Here is an 18,483-nt window from a genome sequence, read left to right on the forward strand (position 1 = left end):
ATGTCCCTTCCTCGTCCGCGTCCCGGCCGCCTTCACGGCCAGGACGTCTCCTTCATGGGCAGCACCATGATTTCCGGAATGACGCTGTCGTCCGGCTGGGTCAGCACGCAGCAGATCGCCCGGGCCACCCGGTCCGGGTCCTGCAGCGTGCTCACGTCGATGTCGGAAAAGCGCTCCAGCAGGAAGGGCGTGCGCATGCCGCCGGCGATGACGGCGCTGACCTTGATCCCGGTCGGGCGCAGTTCCGCGTGCAGGGCCTGCGTCAGCCCCATCAGGCCCCATTTGCTGGCGTGATAGGCGCAGGCGTTCGGCCAGGCGCGGCGCGCCGCCGTCGAGGCGACGTTGACGATGTGGCCGCCCGCCCGCAGCGACCGGCACGCCTGCCGGGACACCACGAAGGGCCCCGTCAGGTTGGTGCGCAGCACCCGTTCCCAGGTGTCCTCGTCGATCTGATCGATGGGCGCGGTCACGTCGATGGCGGCGCAGTTGATGACGGCGTCCAGCCGGCCATGCCGCTCCAGCACCTGGTCCAGGGCGCGGCGCACCTCGGCGGCCGCGCCCACGTCGGCGACGAAGGCCCGGACGTCGGCGCCGTCGGCGCACAGGTCCTCGGCCACTTCGCGGACGCGGCGCTCGTTGAGGTCCAGCGCGGCGACGTGCGCCTGCGCCGCGCCCAGCCGCGCGCACAGGGCCGCGCCCAGGCCGCTGCCGGCGCCCGTCACGAGCACGACGCGGTCGGCCAGGGGAATGGAATCATCCTGCATGCAAAGAACTCCTGATGGATAGTCGGTCGGATGGGAAATCGGCCGGATGGGAAATCTGTCGGATGGGAAATCTGTCGGATGGGAAATCTGTCGGAAGAAAAACCGGTCGGAAGAAAAGCCGGGCGGCGACCGCTCCCGCGGCCGCTCTGCGCGGCCGCGGGGCGGGACGAGGCCGGGGAGAGTGCCGGCCGCGCCTGCCACCGGCCGCGCCTACCAGTACGGCGGCTGGTCGTAGAAGTCATGGACCCGCCGGGCCCAGGCCTCGTCGGCCATGGACGGCCAGTCGTCCTTGTCGAAGCCGTCAGCCTGGCTCAGGCGCTCGGCGCTGACGTCCAGCACGAAGCACTTGCGGTCGGTGTCCAGCACCAGCGCGTGCCACGGAATGGCATACAGCTTGTCGCCGATGCCCAGCACGCCGCCGCGCGACAGCACGGCATAGGCGATCCGGCCATGGGGCACGTCCAGCATGATGTCCTCGATGGAACCGAGCGTTTCGCCCTGCGGGTTGTAGACTTCGTTGCCTTGCAGCGTATCGGCCGCCATCAGCTCGGGACCCGGTCCCTTGAAGTCGGCCTTGGGGCCGCCGACGATGCGCGCGCCGGCCGCCTGTTGTGTCGTCTGCACCATGGATGTCCTCCTCGATTCATCAAGTATGCTGGCCCGGCGCCTGGCGGCCCGAGCCGGCGCCGGCGGAAGTCCCCGAACCGCCGGAAGATCCCGCGCCGCTGGACGAACCCGAACCGCCCGACGCAGCCGAGCCGCCGGAAGATCCCGTGCCGCCCGAGCGTCCCCGGCCCTCGTCCGCGCTCACCTTGAGCCGGTTCTCCACGTCCTTGACCCCGACGCATTGATCGGCGCAGTCCTCGACGGCATGCTTGGTATGCCGGTCGGGCACGTGGCCCTGCAGCGTGACCTGGCCGTCCTTGACGTTGACTTCCACGTCGCGCACGTCCAGGCCGCTTTCGCTCAGATGCTCGCAAACGTGCTCGCGCACGCGCTCGTCGGAACGCGTGTAGCCCTTGGGGTCCATGCGCTGCTGGTGTCCGGAATGCCGATGCATCCCGCCCTGGCCGGAACCGCCGTAGCCGCCGTACTCGCCGCCCCGGCCGGAACCGCGGGACTGGCCGTAGCCGCCGAATTCGCTGCCCTGCCCATAGCTGCTCTGGCCGTAGTCGCCGTACTCGCTTCCCTGGCTTCCCTGACCGTACCGGCCGCGGCCGCCGCCGTAGCCGCCCTGCCCGCCATAGCCGCCATGCTCGCCGCCGCGGCCGTAGCCGCCGTATTCGCCGCTCCGGCCATAACCACCGTATTCACCGCCGCCGCGGCCATAGCCGCCGTATTCGCCGCCCTGCTGGCCGCGCCCCTGCTCGCGCCGGCCGTAGTCGTAGGGCATGCGGTCTTCGCTGCTCATGCCGTAGCTCTGGCCGCCTTCCAGGTCCCAGCCGCCGCCCGAGCGGCCGCGACGTCCCTGGCCGTATTCCTCGTCCCGGCCCAGCCATTGCCGGTCGCCGTACGGCCGCGTGCCGGGGTAGCGGCCGCCCTGCTCGTACTGCGCCCCCTGCGGGTTGGACTGGCCGTAGCCGTACTGCCCGCGCCGGTGATGGGACGGGCCGCGATCACGCGAATAATCGTCCTGCTCCCAGTAGTCGCCCCGCGACTGCAGGTCGGAGCGGCCGCCGCGGCCCTCGTCGCCCCACGCATCGCGCTGCGAACGCCGCTGGCCGTAGTCGTCGCCGAAGCCTTCGCGCGGGCCGCTATAGTCCTCGCGCTGCCCGCCGTACCTCTGGCCACCTTCCTGCGTCCACCGGTCCCGATATTGATCATCCCGTTGCATATCGACTCTCCTGATTTGAGTGGCACCACGAAAGGCAGCGCCGCATCCCTGCTTGAGCAAGTACCGTGCCGCGACCGGCGCGCGGGTGGCACCGGGCGGAACCTGGCCGAACTGGACCAAGCCGGGCGGAACCTGCCGGACCGGGCGGGACGCGGCGCGAAACCCCGGCTGGGCGTACCCGGCCTCACGGGCTCCCGGCCGGGGTTTCCTTCGCCGGCCGGCGCGAGCGCGCCAGCGTCGCCACGCTGGCCAGCAGCTCGCGCGCGTCCACGGGCTTGCTCAGATGCATCTGGAAGCCCGCCATCAGCGCGCGCAGGCGGTATTCCGGCGACGCATGGCCGGACACGGCGATGGCCGGCAGCTGGCCGGACAGGGCGACGCGCGCCTCGGATTCGCGCGCCCGCACCCGCGCGACCACCTCATCGCCGTCCATGTCGCCCAGGGAGATGTCGCAGACCAGCACGTCGGGCCACTGCGGAAACGCCCGCCCCAGCAGCGCATCCAGCGCCTCGCGGCCGCTCGAATACACCTCGGTGCGCGCGCCGCCGTCGCGCAGCACGGCCGAGAGCATGTCGCGCGCCTCGTCGTGGTCGTCGACCAGCATCACGGCCAGCCCCGACAGGTCGGTCAATCCGGACAGTTCCGCCGACGTCGGCTCCGCCGGCGCGGACGCGGCCGGATCGGGATCGGCCAGGGGCCGCAGCGGAAATTCCACCGACGCGGTCATCGCTCCATCCGCCTCGCGCATCTCGGAGAAATGCCCGCCCTGCCGCTGGATGTCGGCCGCCAGCGCGGCCGGGTCCAGCGCCGCGGCGCGCGCCAGGGCCGGATCGTCGAGCGGCGCCTGGACGATGGCCCCGTCCGGCGAGGCGCGGCCGTCGGTGATGGACAGGCGCGTCACCGGGCCGTCGCGGGCGAGCTTCAGCGCCATGCGGCCGCCCGGCGGCGTGAAGGCCAGGGCGCGCAGGTGCAGGTCCAGGATCAGGCGCTGCAGGGCGCCGGGGTCGCCCGTGATGCGGGCCGCCTCGGCGCCGATCAGGGTATAGAGATTGACCCCGCGGCCACGCAGCAGGTCGCGCGAGGCGTCCAGCACGCCGGCCACCAGGGCGACGAGATTCACGGGCAGGCGCTCGGACTGTCCGCCCGCCGTCTCCAGCGCGCTCAGCTGGCGCTGCAGCTGCCACATCTGCGCATACACGGCGCCGCGCGCGAGCAGCTCCTCGTGCGTGCCGGATTCCGCCACCCGGCCCCGGTCCAGCACCACGATGCGGTCCGCATCGACGATGGTGGACAGCCGGTGGGCGATGATCAGCGTGGTGTGGTCGCGCGCGATGCGGTCGAGCTCCTGCTGGATCGCCCGCTCGGTGCGCGTATCCAGCGCCGAGGTCGCCTCGTCGAAGATCATGATGGAGGGCCGCTTGAGCAGGGCCCGGGCGATGGCGATGCGCTGGCGCTCGCCGCCGGACAGCTTCAGCCCCCGTTCGCCCACCGGCGTGTCGTAGCCGGCGGGCAGGCCTTCGATGAAATCGTGGATGCGGGCCGCCGCGGCGGCCTGGCGGATCTCCTCGCGCGTGGCGCCCGGGCGGCTGTAGCCGATGTTGTAGGCGATGGTGTCGTTGAACAGCTGCGTGTCCTGCGGCACGATGCCGAGCCGGCGGCGCAGGCTGGCGATGCCCACCGCGCGCACGTCCTGGCCGTCCACCAGCACCCGGCCTTCGTCCGGATCGTAGAAGCGCAGCAGCAGCCGCGCCAGGGTGGACTTGCCCGAGCCGCTGCCGCCCACCACCGCCAGGGTGCTGCCGGCCGGGATGCGCAGGTCCACGTCGTGCAGGATGCGCCTGCCCGGCTCGTAGCCGAACGACACGTTCTCGAACGCCACCTCTCCCGGCCCCTGGGCCAGCGCCGGCAGGCCGGGCTCCGCGCCGGGCTCGGGCGGCAGGCGCAGCAGGGCGCAGACCCGCTCGGCCGCGATGAAGGCCTCGCGCGACTGGCGCACGATCAGCCCCAGCATGTTCAGCGGCAGGCAGATCTGGATCATGTAGGCATTGATCAGCACCAGGTCGCCCACCGTCATGCGTCCGCCGACCACCTGCTGCCCCGCCAGCAGCATGACGGCGCCCAGCCCCACGGCGATGATGCCCGCCTGCCCGACGTGCAGCAGCGACAGCGAATTCTGGTTGAGCACCGCCGCTTCCATCCGCTGGCGCAGCACGCCTTCGAGCCGGTCCGATTCGCCCGCCTCGGTCCCGTTGAGCTTGACCGCCTCGTAGTTCAGCAGGCTGTCGACCACCTTGCCGCCCGCCTGGGAGTCGAGGTCGTTGAGGTGGCGCTGCAAGGGGATGCGCCGGCCGATCTGCACCGAGGTATGGACGCCGTACAGCACGAAGGTCGCGGCCACCACGCCGGCGAACGCCAGATCGTAGCCGAACACCAGGATGCCCACCACCGACACGATCTCCACCACCGTCGGCAGCAGCGTGAACAGCGCGGTGCCCACGAGGAAGGAGACGCCCGCCGTCCCCCGGTCCAGGTCGCGCGCCATGCTGCCGGTCTGCCGCGTCCCGTGGAAGCGCGCGCCCAGGGACTGCAGATGGCGGAAGACCCGCAGCGTGAAGATCACCACCGCCCGCTGGGCCACCGGGGAAAACACCACGTCGCGGATCTCCGTGCCCAGGCTGCCGGCAAAGCGCAGCAGCACGTAGCCCAGCAGCAGGAAGACCGGCAGCACCAGCCCGGCCGGCGCGCCGAGCACGTCCACGATCCGCTTCAGCGCGATCGGCACCGCCACCATGAAGAGCTTGGCCGCCACCAGCAGGACCAGGGCGAGCCCGGTGCGCCAGCGCTGCTCCCACAGCACGCCGCCGATGATGCGCAACACCTCGCGCCGGGCAAACGCCGCATCGTCTTCCTTCTCCATGCCGGCACCTCCGCGCCACGTAAAAACTACCGACGATGCGCAATTTCTGTACCCGGGCATCGGCGCCCGCGCGGCGCTCGTCCGGCGCCTCGCGCGCGCGTCCTCTCGGAGGGCCGCCGGCCGCCCACTTGGCATGGATATTGCTTGAAATGAAGTCGTTCCTTGCGACTTCAATGAATGTCGCCACTTCGATGAATGGAGGAAACGTTGAGCTACGCCGGTCCGGAACTACAGCTGCGCCATGGCATGGCGCTCGCTCCCCGTCTGCAGCAATCCGTGAAGTTCCTGCAGATGTCGACCCTGGAATTCCAGCAGGCCGTCCGGCATGCCCTGGAGACCAATCCCTTCCTGGAAGAAGCCGAGGAAGAGTCCGATCCCGTCGCCGCCTGCGCCGACATCGCCCTGTCCACGGCGCCCGCCGCCGGCGGAGAACTGCTGCCCGCCGGGCCCGCCGACACGCTGGACGAGCCGGCGCCGCCCGCCCCGGACGCGCCCGACGCGCCCTACCCCGGCGACTATCCGCAGCCGGCCGCGCAGGGCGACATGGATCCCTTCGCGCACAAGCCCACCCGCCGGTCCCTGCGCGACCGCCTGCTCGGGGCGCTGGGCACGCTGCCGCTGTCGGAGCGCGACCGCATGCTGGCGAGCTACCTGATCGACTCCCTGGATCCGGACGGCTACCTGCGCCAGCCCCTGGATTCGCTGTCGGAGGACGGCGCCTTCGATCCGCCCGCCGAGGAAGCCGAGTGGCGCATGGCCCTGGGTCTGGTGCAGCAGCTGCACGCGCCGGGCATCGGCGCGCGCGACCTGCGCGAATGCCTGATGCTGCAGCTGCGGGCGCGGGAGGACGCCGGCGATCCGGCGCACCGGCTGGCGCGGGCCATCGTGGACGGGCACCTGTCGCGGCTCGCGCGCAACGACTGGGCCGGACTGCGGCGGGAACTGGGGGCGGACGACGCCACGCTGAGGCAGGCCTGCGAACTGATCCGCACGCTCGACCCCAAGCCGGGCCTGCGCTACGACGACAGCCCGATCTCCTACCCGATCCCCGACGTGGTGATCGACAAGGTCGGCGCGCGCTGGCGCGTGCGCCTGAACGAAGCCGCCATCCCCAGGGCGCGCCTGCACCGGCAATACGCGGACTGGTTCCAGCGGGCGCGCTGCGACAGCCGCGAGCCGCTGCAGCGCGAGCTGCAGGAAGCGCGCTGGCTGATCCGCAACGTGGAGCAGCGCTACGCCACGATCCTGCGCGTGGCCGAGGCGATCGTGCTGCGCCAGCGGCGCTTCTTCGACTACGGCGACGTGGCCCTGCGCCCGCTCATGCTGCACGAGATCGCCGAGGACCTGGACATCCACGAGTCCACCGTCTCGCGCGCCACGGCCGGCAAGTACATGCTCACGCCGCGCGGCCTGTACGAATTCCGCCATTTCTTTTCCCGCGAACTGGGCACCGAGGGCGCGGGCTCCTGCTCGGCCGGCGCGGTGCGCGCGCTGATCCAGGAACTGATCGACGCCGAGGACCCGGCGCAGCCGCTGTCGGACGTGGACCTGACCCAGCAGCTGGCGCGCCACGGCATCCTCGTGGCGCGGCGGACCGTCACGAAGTACCGGGGGCAGCTGAAGATTCCCGCGGTGGAACTGCGCAGGGTCCATTACTGAGGACTGGGCCGCTTCCGGACGCCGCTGCCGGACGCCGCTTCTGGGCGCCGCGCCGCGGAGCGTGGGACGCAGAGGGCAACCGCCCGTCCGGACGCGCTCAGCGGTCCGGCCGCGCCGCGCGGACGTGCTGCTCGAACGCCTCCAGCGCCATCGGGCGGCCGAACAGGTATCCCTGGAAGGCCGGGCAGCCGTGCCCGAGCAGGAAGCGGCGGTGCGCCTCGGTTTCCACGCCCTCGGCGATCACGCCCAGGCCCAGGCTGTCGGCCAGCGCGATGATGGAGCGCGCGATGGCCGCGTCGCTGGGGTCCAGCAGCACCCCGCGCACGAAGCTCTGGTCGATCTTGATCTGCGACAGCGGCAGGCGCTTGAGGTAGTTCAGCGAGGAGTAGCCCGTGCCGAAATCGTCCAGCGAGAAGCCCAGGCCGTGCGCCCGCAGCGCGCGCATGGTCTCGATGGCGCTGTCCACGCTGTGCAGCAGCAGGCTCTCGGTGAGTTCGAGCTTGATCCGCGCGGGATCGGCACCGGTCTCGCGCAGCAGCGCGAGGACCTGCGTCACGAAGTTTTCCTGGCGGAACTGGCGCGGACTGACGTTGATCGCCAGGTCCAGGCGGCCGAACGCCGGGTCCGTCCGCCAGCGGGCCTGCTGGCGCAGCGCCGTGTCCATGACCCAGTGGCCCAGCGGCAGGATCAGCCCGGACTCCTCGGCCAGGGGGATGAATTCGGCCGGCGGCACCATGCCGTGCACCGGATGGCGCCAGCGCACCAGCGCCTCGGCGCCGGTCACGCGCCCCTCGCCGTCCACCTGCGGCTGGTAGAGCAGCAGGAACTGGCCCTGGCGCAGGCCGTTGCGCAGCTCGGTCTCCAGCGCCGCGCGGCGGGTCACGGCCTGCTGCATGTCCGGATCGAAGAAGCACAGGGTGTCGCGCCCGGCGTCCTTGGCGCGGTACATCGCCATGTCCGCCCGCTTGAGCGCCTCGTCCACCGACTCCGAGGCGCAGTCCAGCAGCGCCACGCCGATGCTGGCGGTGCAGTGGTATTCCTGCCCCGCCAGGTCGCACGGCTCGCGCAGGCGGGCCAGCATCAGCTCGCCCAGCGCGCGCGCCTGGCGGGCCGCCTCCGGCGCGCTGTCGCTCAGGCCCGGCGCCACCACCACGAAGGCGTCCCCGCTCAGGCGGGCGACGGTGTCCCGTTCGCGCACGCTCTCGCGCAGGCGGCGCGCCACCTGCCGCAGCAGCTCGTCGCCCACTTCGTGCCCCTGGGTGTCGTTCAGGGTCTTGAAATCGTCCAGGTCGAGGAAGAACACCGCCGTGATCAGGCCCGAGCGGGCGCCCTCGGTCAGGACGCGCTGCAGCCGGTCGGCCAGCAGCCGGCGGTTGGGCAGCTGGGTGAGCGCGTCGTAGGAGGCCAGGTGGCGCGCCTCCTCCTCGGCGGCCTTGCGGCCCGAGATGTCCACGTCGAACGAGAACATCTCCGGCGGCTGGCCGGGCGCATCGACGAAGGCATGGCTGGAGAACACGTCCACCGGCGAGCCGTCCTTGCGCCGCAGCCGCGTCTCGCGCGCCGCGGCGACCTCGCCGGTGGCGAACATGCGGGCGATGTCCTCGCGCATCCGCTCGCGCAGGGAAGCCGGGGCGATCAGGCTGGGCAGGCTGCGGCCCATGGCCTCTTGCGCCGTATAGCCGTAGAGCCGCTCCGCCGCCCGGTTCCAGTAGGTCGTGGTGCCGTCCGCGCGATAGCCCTGCACCGCGATCGAAGGGATGTTGAGCAGCACCGAACGGAAGCGCAGTTCCGATTCTCGCAGCCGGGCCGCCGTGTCCGCCAGGACGCGCTCGGTGGCCAGCCGGTCGTCCATGTCCCGCAGCAGCAGGCCCAGCACCACCGTGGCGGACGTGAACGTGAGCAGGAACGGCTGGGCGACCATCGCATTGAAATGCCGCGCCACATCGGCGGGCAGGAACTGGAACAGGCCCAGCACCGCCGCATGCGTCAGCAGCCCGAAGCACGCCAGCGAGACCGGATCCACGTCCAGCCATCCGAGCGTCCGCGCACGGCGGTAGAGCAGGCCCGAGACGGCGCACAGCAGGATCACCAGCAGGCCGACCAGGGCGCCCTCGCCCGCCAGCGACAGCCGCGCCACGGCCGCCATCGCCGCCGCCACCCCGGCCACCAGCGGGCCGCCGAACAGGCCCGCCATGCTGAGCACCACCGAGCGCGCATCGAAGATGACGCCGCGCTCCAGCGCCAGCGGCGTCAGCATGCCGACCACGCAGATGCCGCCGAAGATCAGGCCCGAGAACACCTGCCCCGCCAGCGGCCGCGAACGCCACAGCCGGACGTTCACGCCGTGCAGGAAGCACAGCGCCAGCAGCAGGGAAACTCCTTTGACGAGCTCGATGAACATAGGCTGTCGCGCTTCCGGGGGGGCCCGCCATGCGGGTCGGTGATCCACGCCAAAGCGCAACTATAGCGCACGGGAACGCGGCTTCAGCGCGCCTGCGCATCGATCCGGCCGGCATCGGCCTGCCCCGCTCGCGCGGCGGCGCGAGCCCCGGCGGACAGCGCCCGATCACGAGCGGGCCGCCCCCTCCCGGCGCAGCCTCAGCCGCCGGCGCCGAGTTCCTCGTGGTGCCCCGCCTCGCCCTGCTTCCAGTACGAGGCGATCCGCATGCGGCGCGGATCGGCGCCCGGCCGGGCGAGCAGCCGCTTGCGCAGCAGCGCCATGACGCGGTGCTCGCCGGCGGCCCAGATAAAGCCGGGGCCGGGCGGAATCTCCAGCGCGTCGGCCGCATCGGCCAGCGACTCCACCCACTGCAGGTCCAGCGCCGCGGCGCTGCGCCAGGCGCGCCGGTCGGCGGGGTCGCTCAATTGCACCCGCACCACGGCGCGCGTCCCCGCCGGCAGCTCCGCCAGGCGGCGCTCGATCGCGGGCATGGCCGTCTCGTCGCCCAGCAGCCAGTGCCATTGCAGATCCTCGGGCAGCAGCAGGCTGCCGCGCGGGCCCGCCAGGCCCGCCCATTGGCCGATCGGGGCGCTGCGCGCCCATTCGGCCGCCGGCCCCGTGCCATGGAGGGCGAAATCCATCAGCAGCGTACGGCTGGCGGGGTCGAAGCGCAGCGGCGTATAGTCCCGCATCACGGGGCGCGGGCCTTCGACGTGCGGCCGGCCGTCGACCAGGACGGGCAGGCGCGGCTTGTCCAGTCCCGCCTGCGGCAGGATGAGCTTGACGTGATCGTCGAAGCCGGCGCTCGTGAAATCATGCAGTTCCGGTCCGCCCAGCGTCAGGCGGACGAAGCCGGGGCTGAGGGACTCGCGCGCGAGCACCTGCACGTGGCGCGCCCGGAAAGGATGGCGCACGCGCCGCATGACCGCTTGTTCGTCTGTTTTTCCGGCTGTTTTTTCGTCTGTGGACATGGTTCCCTATTGGTTGTTAAAGTCCACTATTATTGTGCCAATAAGTTGATATAGTCAACAATTAACCGGTCGCCATGAACCCCTCCCTGCCCATCGAGGTCTTCGACAGCCTGCACGAGCTGCTGCACCTGTTCCGCGCGCGCATGCGCAAGGCCATGGAAGCCGTGCACCCCGAACTCACCTTCAACGAGATGCGCATCCTGCTGCGCATGGGCCGCCAGCCCGGCCTGACGCAGAAGGGCCTGGTGGAGCGCAGCCACGCCGACAAGGCCCAGATGGCGCGGCTCCTGGCCCACCTGGAGGAACGCGGCTGGCTGATCCGCAGCGCCAGCGAAAGCGACAGGCGCGTGCGCTGCCTGCGCCTGAGCGCGCAGGGCGAACGGCTTTTCGCGCAGCTGCGCACGCTCCAGGAGCGCGTGGCCACCGAGCTGCTGCGGGACTGTCCGCCGTCCATGCAGGCGGACCTGCTGGCGCTGCTGCGGCAGGCGCGCGACAGCGCCGGCCATTCGGACCGGCCGGGCCGGCCGGACTAGCCTGGATTTTTCACCAAAAGGAATCGGCACATCCCTGAAACCCGCATAAAATCAAGGTGCGAACAAGATTTTGGGGAAAGATGTGCCGATACCAGATCGTACCACCGAACAACTGGACTTTGGGCGGCTTGGACGGCGCCATTTGCAAGCGAATTTCCAGGGTGGCGATCTCAGTTCCGACGGCGGGCTGATGCTGCTGCGAAGAATTGATGCGCGTACCGGCCTGTCGCGCATGGCGGCCAAGGCGCTGACCGAGCGCCGAGCCGCTGGTCGCATCCACCACCGCCTGCGCGATTTGCTGGCCCAGCGCCTGTACGGCCTGTGTTGCGGCTACGAAGACCTGAACGATCACGATACCCTGCGCGCCGATTCTCTGATGCAAACGGCGATCGGGCGGGATCGTCCCCTGGCCAGCTCGCCCACGCTCAGTCGTCTGGAAACGGGTGCGACCCGCGCCGATGCGTGGGCACTGCATGGGGTGCTGGTTGAACACTTCATCGCCAGCTTCGCCACGGCCCCCAAGGAACTGATTCTGGACGCGGATGCCTCGGATATCCCGCTGCACGGCGAGCAGGAGCACAAGCAGTTCCACGCTTACTACGACCACCACTGTTATCTACCGCTGTACGTGTTCTGCGGCCAGTCGATGCTGGCCTGCCTGCTGCGGCCCAGTCGTATTGACGGGGCCAGGCATGCGGCGGCGGTGCTGCGCCTGCTGGTGAACCGGCTGCGCCAGGCATGGCCAAAAGTCAGGATCATCATTCGCGGGGACTCGGGATTCTGCCGTCAGCGATTGATACGCTGGTGTGAACGCAGTGATGTGCAATACATCATCGGCTTGGCTCGCAACAAGCGCCTTCAGGCGCGCGTTGCGCAGGCTGAGGAAGTCCTCAGGCGCGACTACGAGCGCACCGGGCGCAAGCAGCGCATGGTCAGTGAGTTCTCCTACGCGGCCGGCTCGTGGAACCGCCCCCGGCGGGTGCTGACCCGCCTGGAATATGGCGCCCAGGGCGTCAACCCGCGCTTCGTGGTCACCAACCTTGCTGATTCGGATGCCATGCAACTGTACGAACGCTTGTACTGCGCCCGGGGCGAAGCGCAGAACCGCATCAAGGAAGCCCAGCTCGATCTGTTCGGCACACGAGCCAGCTGCCATCGCTTCGCCGCCAACCAGTTCCGACTGCTGCTGGCTGCCCTGGCCTATACGCTCATGCAGCGCCTGCGCGAGACGGCGCTACGAGGCACTGAACTGGAGCGCGCCAGCGCCGCGACGATCCGGGTACGTCTACTGAAAATCGGTGCGGCCATCGTGCGCAATACCCGGCGCGTTCGCATCCTGCTGGCCTCGCATCATCCGCTGCGCCATGTCTACGCGCACGCCGCTCGCGCCATGGCTCCGTAACGCTGAAAAAGTGCTGTCCCCGGCACGTTATAACGCAACGGGGGTAGGGGGAATTGCGTCCGCGGCACTGAAAAATTGCTCCACACACCGCTGATCCCTACTGCTTCATCGCCGGGGCAGCCTGCGCACCCAAAAATCGCTTCAGCAGGTTTGCTGAAGAAATCTTCGGGCTAAGGCGCCGCGATGCCTTCGCCGCGCCGGCGACCTCGCTATCCTTGCTGCGGACACCATGGGATAATTCCGGGTTTCTGCTGATCCCCATACTGGCATCCAGGAGAATCCGCATGCCCCGAAGCGGCACCCAAGCCTCCCTCCAGCCGAATCCCCCGGACAAAGGCGGCATCCAGGTCATTTCCCGCGCCGCCGCGATCCTGCGGATCCTGCAGCGCCACCCCGAAGGACTGTCGCTGGGCGAAATCGGCAAGCTGGTCGGGCTGCCGCGGTCCACGGTCCAGCGCATCGTCGATGCGCTGGACCAGGAAAACCTGCTGATCGCCTCCTCGCCGACGATGGGCGTGCGCCTCGGCCCCGCCCTGCTCTCCCTGGCCGCCGCCACGCGCTTCGACATCGCCGACGTCGCCCGCGGGACGCTCGAAGCCCTGGCCAAGGAAACCGGCGAAACCGTCGATCTGTCGCTCCTGGACCAGGACAAGGCGGTGTTCATCGACCAGATCGCCAGCAGCCACCGCCTGGTCGCCGTCTCGGCGGTCGGCGCCTCTTTCCCGCTGCATTCCGCCGCCAACGGCAAGTCCATGCTGGCGCTGCTGAGCCCGCAGGAACTCGCCCGGCTGAAAAAGCGCATCAGCCTGGGGCGGCACACGCCGAACACGCTCACCACCTGGGATGCGCTCGAACGGGAACTGGCCGGGATCCGCGCCACGGGCATCGCCTTCGACCGCGAGGAGAACTCCGAGGGCATCTGCGCCGTCGCCATGGCCTTCCGCTGCCGCGGCGACGAAATCGCCGCCCTCTCGATTCCGGTGCCGACCCAGCGCTTCGCCGTCCGCGAGCAGGAACTCATCGCCGCCCTCCCCCGGCACTGCAGCACGCTGATCGCCAAGCTCTGAACGCCTGCAACTGCTGCGGTTCGGCATCGGCCAGCGGCTTGGCGAAGCGTTCACGCTCGGTGTGCCGGTGCGTGCAGCACGCGGACAAAAGCCGCCCGCATGCGCGTGTCCAGCGCATCGGTCTTGGCCTGGGTGCTGCTGACCGAACTTCAAGTTCCTGCAACCGCTCGGGCGGCAAGAAGGGACGGTCCGGCTCAGGCGTCCAGTGATCAGAGGCGGGCTTCACACATTCCAGAGGCCGCTCGGACTGCCCGGAGCGGTCCGAGGCGGTCCGAGGCGTAAAGATACAAGGCGGATGTTGGTCTTCTCGCGCAGGCACGGCGGGCAGTGCTCGCGGCAATGGGTGGGGCGGACCGCAGAGGATCTGCTCGCCGGGCAGGAACCCGGCGAGGCCTTCGCCCACCCGCGCCACCGTGCCCCCCTTCCCGTGGCCGAAGACCCGGACCGGGGCGATGATGCCCGCACGCGCGATCCGGCACCCCGCCGGACGACAGCCAGCCCAAAGAAACCATAGTACAATACAATTGTATTGAAACCACACCCTACCGCCAGGCCAGAAACCCCCATGAACGACGTCACCCGGTACGCCGAAAAGCAAGGAATCCAGGTCATCGCCCGGGCCGCAGCGCTGCTGCGGGTGCTGGAAAAGCACTCCGAAGGCATGACCCTCACCGCCCTGGCGCAGCAGGTCGGCCTCGCCCGCTCGACGGTACAGCGCATCGTCGACTCGCTGTCCGACGAGTCCCTCGTGTTCATCGGCACCAGCGGCGGGCGCATCCGGCTCGGCCCCATGCTGCTGTCCCTGGCGGCGGCCACCCGCTTCCCCGTCACCGAACTGATCCGCCCGATCCTCTCCGCGGTGGCCGACGACACCGACGAGACCGTCGCCCTGGGCGTGGCCGAAGCCGATCACGTCGTCTTCGTCGACCGCATCCTCGCCCGCCAGCGCGTCACCTCCATCATCGAAGTCGGCGCCACCCTCCCCCTGCACTGCTCGGCCAGCGGCAAGGCCATCCTCGCCGCGCTGAGCCCCGCCGAACTCCAGGCCGCCCGCGAAACCCTGACCCTGGAAAAGTACACCGCCAGAACCATGACCACCTGGCCCCGGCTGGAAAAGGAACTGGCCGGCATCCGCGCCCAGGGTATCGCCGAGGACAACGAAGAGCACTCCGAAGGCATCAGTTCCCTGGCCATCGCGTTCACCGTCCCCGGCGGCACCCGATGCACCCTGGCCATCACCCTGCCGACCCCGCGCTACCGCGATACCAAGGAAACCCTGCGCGACGTGCTGCTCCACGCCCTCAGGACGATCGAAAAGCGCTTGAACTGAGGGGATCGGCTTTCTCCAGTCCCGCTTTTCTCCAGCTTAAAAGAGGAAATCACGCTTGCCGCCGGGCAGCGCGGCGTCGCGGTCTACAAAGGCTCCGTCATGTTTCTCGGTAGTTCGCCAGGAGGGTCACCGCCAGGAGCGACGAAAACTGAAACACTACAACCTGGACGCCATCATTTCCGCCGGCTACCGCGTCAACTCGACCCGTACCACCCGCTTTCGCCAATGGGCCACACAGGTGCTGCGCCAGCACCTGACCCAGGGCCATACCCTGAGCCAGCAGCGTTTTGAACAAAACGCCGCTGAATTGGAAGTCGCCCCGACCTTGGCATGACCCAGAATCGGCTGCAAACGGCCACGCACGATAAAAATCGATCACACGGTTGCCGCGCTTGCCCTCCGGGGTGCGAAACCGCACCGACCACCGCTTCGTACCAATTGTGGGACCCGACCCGGAACACCCAGACAAGAAAAAACCCGCAAGAACCAGTGTTCATGCGGGTTTTCTTTGATTTCCCGGACTGATCCGGATCAGCCTGGACTATTCGGTGGGTCGGCGAGACTCGAATTGTCGGGTTTCATGCGGGTCTTGAAAGGCCTTTGCCGACGAAATACCCAAACAGATACCCAAAACGACGGGCTTGGCACTTATGTGCTGAAAGCCTCCCGGGACATGCCTGGGTATCCGCGAGGTACTGTATAACGGATCTGCTCCGTACTGAACCACCCCTTTCACTCGTTATTCTACTGAACCCTGCTGCCGCACAGGCGGGAATACGCCATGACCGAAGGACAACAACTGATCATCTTTGAAGCCGAAGCCGGGCAGGTGGAAGTACGGCTGGAAGGCGAAACCGTCTGGCTGTCACAGGCACAGATGGCTGAACTCTTTACGACATCAACCGATAACATTGGCTTGCACCTGAAGAACATCTATATAGAGCAAGAACTCCAGGAAGCAGCAACTACCGAGGATTTCTCGGTAGTTCGCCAGGAGGGTCGCCGTCAGGTGCGACGAACGCTGAAGCACTACAACCTGGACGCCATCATTTCCGTCGGCTACCGCGTCAACTCCACCCGTGCCACCCGCTTTCGCCAATGGGCCACACAAGTTCTGCGCCAGCACCTGACCCAAGGCTATACCCTGAGCCAGCAGCGATTTGAACAAAACGCCGCTGAATTGGAAGCCGCCCTGACCCTGGTGAAAAAAGCCGCCGCAGGCGCAGCCCTGACGACCGATCAAGGGCGTGGCCTGGTCGATGTGATTGCCCGCTACACGCATACGTTTCTGTGGCTGCAACGCTATGACGAAGGTCTATTGGCCGAACCCACCGGCAGCCCGGGCGGGGTGCTACCCTCTCCCGATGAGGCCCACGCAGGCATCGCACGGCTGAAAGCCGACCTGATGGCCCGCCGGGAGGCCACCCCTCTGTTCGGCAACGAACGCGACGACCATTTCACCGCGATCCTGGGCAACCTGGACCAAACCGTATTTGGGGAACCCGCGTACCCAACCGTTGAAGCCAAGGCCGCCCATCTGCTGTACTTCGTCATCAAGAACCATCCGTTTTCGGACGGCAACAAGCGCATCGGCTCCTATCTGTTCGTCGATTTCCTGGCCCGCAATGGCCGCCTGTTGCGCCACAACGAACCTGTGATCAACGATGTCGGCCTGGCCGCATTGGCCTTGCTGGTGGCGGAATCAGACCCGAAAGCCAAAGAGGTGATGATCCGCCTGATCGAAAACATGCTGGCCCCCGCCCAGCCCCGTCAGCAGGTTTCCCCCCACACCTGACTGACACACTGGCGCATAACGCCACCATTTTCAGGAACCCCCATGACTGAACCTCTCTCCGAGGTCATCCGCATCCGGGTGACCCCATCCCATGCTGCGCGGCTGGGCGAAGCCGCAGCCCTGTCCGGCCTGTCCCTGTCCAACTACATCCGCCGCCGCCTGGCTGCCGACGATACCCTCCAGGAAGAACTGACGCTGCTACGCCAGATCGTGGCCGAATTGGGCCAGCTCCGCGATACCCGCACCGCTGCGGTTGAAACCGCCCATCTGGTGCGGGCCATGGCCAAGCCCGAACACATCGCCCTGGCCCAACAGACACTGCTGCAACACCGCTAACCCCTCCCAGGCCACCCTTCGGCCACCTGCTGTCCCCTCTCCCCAGGAAATCTCCCCATGCATACCCTTCCCGCCTTGCGGGCCGGGACGCTGGCGCTTGCCTGCGTCCTGGCTCCCCTTGCCCATGCCTCCGGCACCGCCGACGCTGACCTGTTGACCGGCATCCCGCGCCTGGCCTGCGAAGCCACGCTCTGCCTGTCGTCCAGCCTGCGCCCAGGCGAATGCAGCCCATCGCTGGATCACTATTTCGGCATCCTCAAATACAACCGTCATGGCCTGGATTGGGATGCAACGGTCGCCGCCCGCCGCGCCTTCCTGGCGCAATGCCCTGCGGCCGCAGAACCCGGCATGGCCGAGCGAGTGGACGCCATTTCCCGCGGCGCAGGCAAGTGCGATGCCGACTATCTGAATCGCAGCTACGCGGACACCGCCTACAAATGGCGGCAGCGCGGCTACCGATACGACGCATCCACCGGCAACCGGGAACCCGTCTACGAAGTCCAGCCGCTGCCCACGGTGACGCTGACGCAGTTGCCCGCCTGGTGCGTGGCCTACAACGATCACGCCTGGACTTACGAACTGTCCATCCGCTATGTCGGTCGCCCGACCATGGGCGGGCGCTGGGTCAAGGCTGTGGACTATGACGCGGCCCAGGCCAAATGGGACGCGGATCACAACGGCCAATGGGCCTCTGGCTGGAATTTCTCATTGTCCGACCCCAGGCACCGGGCCGGTTTCTAAGGGGTCGCGCCATGCTTTCTGCCCTGGCCTCCCTCGCCCTTGCCTGCGCACCGCACATTCACCCGGTCACGCTGGACGCACTGATTCGCCACGAGTCGGGCGCACGGCAATACGCCATTGGGGTGAACAGCAAGCGCCAGGCCTCCATCCAGCAACCCGGCACCCTGGAAGAAGCCCAGCGCACCGCCCAGGACCTGATGGCCCGGGGTGTGGATTTCGACGCAGGCCTGGGCCAGATCAACGTGCGCAACTGGCGCTGGCTGGGCCTGGACAGCACCACGGTTTTCGATCCCTGCAAGAATCTGACCGCTGCCCAGACCGTGCTATCCGCCTGCTACGCCAGGGCGCTGCGCCACCATCGCCAGCCGCAACAAGCCTTGCGGGCGGCACTGTCTTGCTACAACACCGGCAACCTCACGCGGGGCTTTGCCAATGGCTATGTGGGCAAGGTACTGGCCCAGGCGGGCATTGTGGTCCCGGCCCTCAAGCCAGACCCCGACAATGCGGCATCCGCTGACGACGCGCAACCCGCCAAGACGGACAGCCCGGATACCGCGTCAGCCCCAACGCCCACCCAGCCACCCGGCACCCCGGACGGCTTCACAGCACATCCCATCGCCGATGGCTTTCAGCCACCGGCCCACTGATCCCTCCGCAGCACCGCATCCAGCGGCCCGCTGCCCTTCCCATTCTT

Annotated in this window: 16 protein-coding genes; 10 read left to right on the top strand and 6 right to left on the bottom strand. The window is 68.7% G+C overall.

The genetic code is table 11. The features are described 5' to 3' along the window. Positions 1–32: 32 nt before the first annotated feature. The 4 genes from BN940_RS13100 to BN940_RS13115 all read right to left on the bottom strand — a co-directional run bounded on the left by BN940_RS13100 (position 33) and on the right by BN940_RS13115 (position 5,515). Positions 33–764, bottom strand: a complete 732-nt coding sequence (locus BN940_RS13100; protein ID WP_043683780.1) for an SDR family oxidoreductase — start codon at positions 762–764, stop codon at positions 33–35. Positions 765–974: 210 nt separating this feature from the next. Then, positions 975–1,391, bottom strand: a complete 417-nt coding sequence (locus tag BN940_RS13105; RefSeq protein ID WP_043683782.1) for a PRC-barrel domain-containing protein — start codon at positions 1,389–1,391, stop codon at positions 975–977. Positions 1,392–1,410: 19 nt separating this feature from the next. Further along, positions 1,411–2,598 carry a BON domain-containing protein gene (locus tag BN940_RS19925; RefSeq protein ID WP_052355853.1) on the bottom strand — a complete coding sequence of 396 codons (1,188 nt, stop codon included), beginning with the start codon at positions 2,596–2,598 and terminating at the stop codon, positions 1,411–1,413. 184 nt (positions 2,599–2,782) lie between these two features. Beyond that, positions 2,783–5,515 carry an ATP-binding cassette domain-containing protein gene (locus BN940_RS13115; protein WP_043683784.1) on the bottom strand — a complete coding sequence of 911 codons (2,733 nt, stop codon included), beginning with the start codon at positions 5,513–5,515 and terminating at the stop codon, positions 2,783–2,785. Between the two features lie 207 nt (positions 5,516–5,722). On the opposite strand from BN940_RS13115, the gene rpoN reads away from it, so the two are divergent. Further along, positions 5,723–7,174, top strand: a complete 1,452-nt coding sequence (rpoN, locus tag BN940_RS13120) for an RNA polymerase factor sigma-54 (protein WP_477021188.1) — start codon at positions 5,723–5,725, stop codon at positions 7,172–7,174. Between the two features lie 97 nt (positions 7,175–7,271). On the opposite strand, the gene BN940_RS13125 is transcribed toward rpoN, so the two are convergent. Together BN940_RS13125 and BN940_RS13130 are read right to left on the bottom strand one after the other, a co-directional pair. After that, the gene (locus tag BN940_RS13125) at positions 7,272–9,575 is read right to left on the bottom strand and encodes a putative bifunctional diguanylate cyclase/phosphodiesterase (protein WP_043683788.1); all 2,304 of its coding nucleotides are present in this window, start codon (positions 9,573–9,575) and stop codon (positions 7,272–7,274) included. 197 nt (positions 9,576–9,772) lie between these two features. Then, positions 9,773–10,537, bottom strand: a complete 765-nt coding sequence (locus BN940_RS13130; RefSeq protein ID WP_242404196.1) for a siderophore-interacting protein — start codon at positions 10,535–10,537, stop codon at positions 9,773–9,775. 122 nt (positions 10,538–10,659) lie between these two features. On the opposite strand from BN940_RS13130, the gene BN940_RS13135 reads away from it, so the two are divergent. The 9 genes from BN940_RS13135 to BN940_RS13170 all read left to right on the top strand — a co-directional run bounded on the left by BN940_RS13135 (position 10,660) and on the right by BN940_RS13170 (position 18,436). Continuing rightward, positions 10,660–11,118, top strand: a complete 459-nt coding sequence (locus BN940_RS13135; protein ID WP_043683793.1) for a MarR family winged helix-turn-helix transcriptional regulator — start codon at positions 10,660–10,662, stop codon at positions 11,116–11,118. 88 nt (positions 11,119–11,206) lie between these two features. After that, complete coding sequence (locus BN940_RS13140) at positions 11,207–12,520, top strand: IS1380 family transposase (RefSeq protein ID WP_043685705.1); 1,314 nt, start codon at positions 11,207–11,209, stop codon at positions 12,518–12,520. A gap of 284 nt (positions 12,521–12,804) precedes the next feature. Continuing rightward, positions 12,805–13,587, top strand: a complete 783-nt coding sequence (locus tag BN940_RS13145) for an IclR family transcriptional regulator (protein ID WP_052355854.1) — start codon at positions 12,805–12,807, stop codon at positions 13,585–13,587. 565 nt (positions 13,588–14,152) lie between these two features. Further along, positions 14,153–14,917, top strand: a complete 765-nt coding sequence (locus tag BN940_RS13150) for an IclR family transcriptional regulator (RefSeq protein WP_052355855.1) — start codon at positions 14,153–14,155, stop codon at positions 14,915–14,917. A 55-nt stretch (positions 14,918–14,972) separates the two neighbouring features. Further along, positions 14,973–15,251, top strand: a complete 279-nt coding sequence (gene rhuM, locus BN940_RS18615; protein WP_084330687.1) for a RhuM family protein — start codon at positions 14,973–14,975, stop codon at positions 15,249–15,251. 447 nt (positions 15,252–15,698) lie between these two features. Beyond that, the gene (locus BN940_RS13155) at positions 15,699–16,712 is read left to right on the top strand and encodes a virulence RhuM family protein/type II toxin-antitoxin system death-on-curing family toxin (RefSeq protein ID WP_043683795.1); all 1,014 of its coding nucleotides are present in this window, start codon (positions 15,699–15,701) and stop codon (positions 16,710–16,712) included. 42 nt (positions 16,713–16,754) lie between these two features. Further along, complete coding sequence (locus tag BN940_RS13160) at positions 16,755–17,048, top strand: plasmid mobilization protein (RefSeq protein ID WP_043683798.1); 294 nt, start codon at positions 16,755–16,757, stop codon at positions 17,046–17,048. A gap of 57 nt (positions 17,049–17,105) precedes the next feature. Further along, positions 17,106–17,789, top strand: coding sequence for a TrbM/KikA/MpfK family conjugal transfer protein (locus BN940_RS13165; RefSeq protein ID WP_052355856.1), 684 nt, complete (start codon positions 17,106–17,108; stop codon positions 17,787–17,789). Positions 17,790–17,800: 11 nt separating this feature from the next. Continuing rightward, positions 17,801–18,436: a lytic transglycosylase domain-containing protein gene (locus tag BN940_RS13170; RefSeq protein WP_043683800.1), complete on the top strand. Its 636-nt coding sequence runs from the start codon at positions 17,801–17,803 to the stop codon at positions 18,434–18,436. Positions 18,437–18,483: the final 47 nt, after the last annotated feature.

Origin of the sequence: Castellaniella defragrans 65Phen, from assembly GCF_000612685.1 — a bacterium.
In the GTDB taxonomy this organism is placed as follows: Bacteria; Pseudomonadota; Gammaproteobacteria; order Burkholderiales; family Burkholderiaceae_B; genus Castellaniella; species Castellaniella defragrans.